Origin of the sequence: Synechococcus sp. MU1655 (genome assembly GCF_023630655.1) — a bacterium.
Lineage (GTDB): Bacteria > Cyanobacteriota > Cyanobacteriia > PCC-6307 > Cyanobiaceae > Synechococcus_C.
The window spans coordinates 1-3,647 of sequence record NZ_JAKUHK010000210.1; the positions used below are offsets into that span (position 1 = coordinate 1).

Consider the following 3,647-nt stretch of genomic DNA (forward strand, 5'->3'; position numbering starts at 1 on the left):
GCGCGCCAACCTGAATGATCTCGTCAGCAAAGCTGAGGATCCCGTCAAGATCCTTGATCAAGCCGTCTCTGACATGCAAGACGACCTGGTCAAGCTCCGACAGGCTGTTGCGATGGCGATCGCCAGTCAAAAACGGCTCCAAAACCAAGCAGAGCAGGCCGAGTCTCAAGCCCGTACCTGGTACGAGCGCGCCGAGCTTGCACTCAAGAAAAATGAAGACGAATTAGCGCGCGAGGCCCTCACCCGTCGCAAAACCTTCCAAGAAACGGCCAGTTCTCTTGGCACCCAGGTTCAGGCTCAGAGCGCTCAAGTTGAAACGCTCAAAAAAAGCTTGGTCGCTTTGGAAGGAAAGATTGCCGAGGCTCGAACCAAGAAAGACATGCTCAAAGCCCGGGCTCAAGCCGCCCAGGCCCAACAACAGCTCCAAAGTGCTGTTGGCAGCATGGGAACCAATTCAGCCATGGCTGCCTTCGAGCGCATGGAAGACAAGGTTCAATCTCTCGAAGCCAGTAGCCAAGCTGCAGCTGAGCTCGCTGGTGCTGACCTCGATAGCCAGTTCGCGGCCCTGGAAGGTGGCGACGATGTGGATGATGAACTGGCAGCCCTAAGGAAGCAGGTCAAGGGAGGCGCAGAGACTGCCGCTCTCCCGGCTGCCGACTCCGAGGTGAAACCCGTCAAGGTGAATGAGGTGGATGCAGATCTCGAGGAGCTGCGTCGATCTATCGACAAACTGTGATGAATCTGCGCCTTCAGCAGCCGAGTCCATAAGATTCATTCAGTTCAACGATCGCCCGTGTCTTCAGCTGTTTCCGACTTCACAGATGCAGCGTTCGAGCAGGATGTGTTGACTGCGTCCACAACCGTTTTGGTTGACTTCTGGGCCCCATGGTGTGGCCCTTGCCGGTTGATGGCGCCATTGATGGACTGGGCTGCTGAGACCTACGCCGAACGCCTTTTGGTGGGGAAGCTTGAAGTGGATGGCAACCCGATCACCCGCGATGGGTTCAAAGTTCAAGGCATTCCAACCCTGATCCTGTTCCGTAACGGCCAGGAAATTGCTCGGCACGAAGGGGCCATTGCCCGCCCTCAGTTGCAATCCTTTCTGGATGCTCACCTCTAAGCGACTGGCTCGCCTCGGGAGCGGAGTGTTTGATCGCAATGATCAGCGCAAGCACTCCTACAAGCTCGGGGCAACACAACAACATCAACCACTCATCGACCTCTCCCTGGGATGCACCGATTTGCTTCCCCCACCTGCTGCAGTAGAGGCGATGGCGAACCACCTCCAGGAGCCAAGGAGTGCCGCCTACTGCCTCCACGCGGCAACAGCCTCATTTCGGGAGGCAGCCGCGGCCTGGTGTGAACAGCGACTAGGTGTGACGGTGGATCCTGAGCGTGAGGTTCTTCTCCTGGTTGGATCTCAAGAGGGGACAGCCCATTTCCCGTTGACTGTGTTGGACCCAGGTGATCAAGCCCTGATTCTTGATCCGTCTTACCCCTCCCATCGCGGAGGCCTTGAATTAGCAGATGCTTCCATCCAGACCCTTCCCCTCTCTCCGGAACAAGGTTGGGCTCCGAACTTCAAGGCGATCACAGACAGTCAATGGGCTCAACTGCGACTCTTGATGCTGGGTTTTCCCCACAACCCCACAGCCTGTGTTGGTCAACAATCCTGGCTTGATGAAGCGATGGGTCAGGCCCAACGCCATGATCTGGTGGTCGCCCACGACAATCCTTATCTAGACCTAGCGCTTGAGGGAGAAGCCCCGTCTCTTTTGCGTTGTCCCCGCTGGCGCGAACGCGGAATCGAGTTCTTTTCTCTCTCCAAGGGGTGGTGCCTTGGTGGATTTCGTCTGGCATTTGCGATCGGAGCGGAAACCCTGATTACGGCCTTGAGGCAGGTCAAAAGCGTGATTGATTTCAATCAATGTCAGGCGCTTCAGCAGGGCGCTGTTGTGGCCCTCTCGGATCACGCCGATTGGCCAGCCCATCTTCTACCGATCTACCGCGAACGGCGTGACCGCACGCGCGCTGCACTCTCTGAGCTTGGATGGCCGATCCCATCGCCATCCATGGCCCTATATCTCTGGGCGCCCATTCCTGACTGGGCCCGCGCCCAAGGATGGGGAGACGAGGAGATGGCCGCTCAGCTTCTCAAGCATTGCGGGGTTGTGGTCACACCTGGCTCCGGGTTTGGAGAGGCTGGGCGTGATTGGCTGCGCTTTGCCTTGGTCCGTCCAGTGGCCGAACTTGAGGCTGCAATTTCACGACTGACGCCTTGGTGGCAACAGCAATGCTGAACCATCACCAACGGGCAGGAGGACTCGTCCATCGCCTCCGCAGACAGCAAGCCGATGCTTGGAGGCTGAAATGCAGACCCGTTTGTGCAAGCACAGAACTTGAACTGAGCCACTGGCTTCAAGCAGTGCCCTGGCGCGGAGACCTGCCTCGAGCTGTTCTGGCCGATCACCAAACCAGAGGACAGGGCCAGCGTGGCCGCCGCTGGGAGGCAGAGCGTGGAGGGGTCTGGATCAGCGCTGCTCTTCCCTGGGATTCAAGCAGCGGCCACACCGACATGCTCGGGCTGATGGTGGCATATGCCTTATGTGAACGCTTGGAAAAGTCGGGACTCACCGTCCGGATCAAATGGCCTAACGACCTCCTTATCGATTCCCGCAAACTGGCTGGCTTGCTTCCTCGACTGGTTTTTCGTGGCGGTCGTTTACGCATGGTGCGCATTGGAGTTGGAATGAATGTGGCTAACCCGGTTCCCGTTGGGGCCATTGCCCTTCGCGATCTCCTGCCGCGTGGATGCGCCAGACGAGACGTGTGGACGGTGGAGGTCTTAAAAGCCTTGGAGAGCATCCAGACCCTGGCCAACCGTCCAGAGCTTGTGCGTCGTGGAATAGAGAATCGCCTTTGGGCCAATCAGGTGAAGGATCCTCAGAGCAAAGAGATCTGGGAGATCCAAGGATTGGCCCTCAATGGAGCCCTTCAACTTTGCCAAGGGACCCGGACCACCAGCTGGACCCGCTGGCCTGATGTCAACCATGACAATCTCTAAAATCTCGTCTGATAAGACCTTTGAAACGAAGTGGTCCTGCGCTGGCTCGCTGCTCCCTTGGTTCTGACCCTGCCCTCTGCTCCGCAGAGCCCTCAAGGCCTTCCAGCCCCTCAGGCGCCTCTACGTCCTCCGGCTGAACTTCGCGTCAAGACTCCCCAACGCTTCGATCGCTCGTTGGAGTCTCTCGAACGCAATCAAATCATCACTCCGCAAGAGCGTCGAACGCTGGAGACAGGAGCGGTTGCCAAGCCCATTGATGTGCCGCGCTTTCAATACGCCTGTCGAAGTGGCGCTCTGTCCAAGCGTGAGTGCGCAACCGGCGTTGCCTTTCGCGGGCGGTCCAATCGCGCCACGTTCAGCCAAAGGAATCGTCGTCTCTCTCCCATCTCGGTCCCCGTCTCAGCGCTCCTTGCAGGAGCCGGACATGGCTTTCGCTTGGAGTCCGTCTTCTCCGTTTCGCCCAGACCTCTTGCGATCGCAGGAAATGGTGATCAACGCTTGCTCTTCCCCATCATTGGCTCTGCAATCACCACCAGTGAATTCGGAATGCGTCAACATCCCGTGATCGGCCGTTGGTTGATGC

4 protein-coding genes and 1 pseudogene are annotated in these 3,647 nt (G+C 58.0%); all 5 read left to right on the top strand.

What is annotated here, in order from left to right:
* Window positions 1-736 (top strand): PspA/IM30 family protein (locus tag NCN04_RS09380; RefSeq protein WP_502988782.1); only part of this gene is annotated, 736 nt, incomplete at its 5' end.
* Between the two features lie 57 nt (window positions 737-793).
* Window positions 794-1,120, top strand: a complete 327-nt coding sequence (gene trxA, locus NCN04_RS09385; RefSeq protein ID WP_048347022.1) for a thioredoxin — start codon at window positions 794-796, stop codon at window positions 1,118-1,120.
* Window positions 1,107-2,300, top strand: coding sequence for an aminotransferase class I/II-fold pyridoxal phosphate-dependent enzyme (locus NCN04_RS09390; protein ID WP_250395914.1), 1,194 nt, complete (start codon window positions 1,107-1,109; stop codon window positions 2,298-2,300). The genes trxA and NCN04_RS09390 overlap by 14 nt, the downstream gene beginning before the upstream one ends.
* Window positions 2,294-3,064 carry a biotin--[acetyl-CoA-carboxylase] ligase gene (locus NCN04_RS09395; protein ID WP_048347024.1) on the top strand — a complete coding sequence of 257 codons (771 nt, stop codon included), beginning with the start codon at window positions 2,294-2,296 and terminating at the stop codon, window positions 3,062-3,064. The genes NCN04_RS09390 and NCN04_RS09395 overlap by 7 nt, the downstream gene beginning before the upstream one ends.
* A gap of 30 nt (window positions 3,065-3,094) precedes the next feature.
* Window positions 3,095-3,647: pseudogene (locus tag NCN04_RS09400) on the top strand (M23 family metallopeptidase); the annotation flags it as partial.

Bases quoted from the DNA above. Each gene is read 5' to 3' on its own strand.
- NCN04_RS09390 (WP_250395914.1), top strand. From the start codon at position 1,107: ATGCTCACCTCTAAGCGACTGGCTCGCCTCGGGAGCGGAGTGTTTGAT.
- NCN04_RS09395 (WP_048347024.1), top strand. From the start codon at position 2,294: ATGCTGAACCATCACCAACGGGCAGGAGGACTCGTCCATCGCCTCCGC.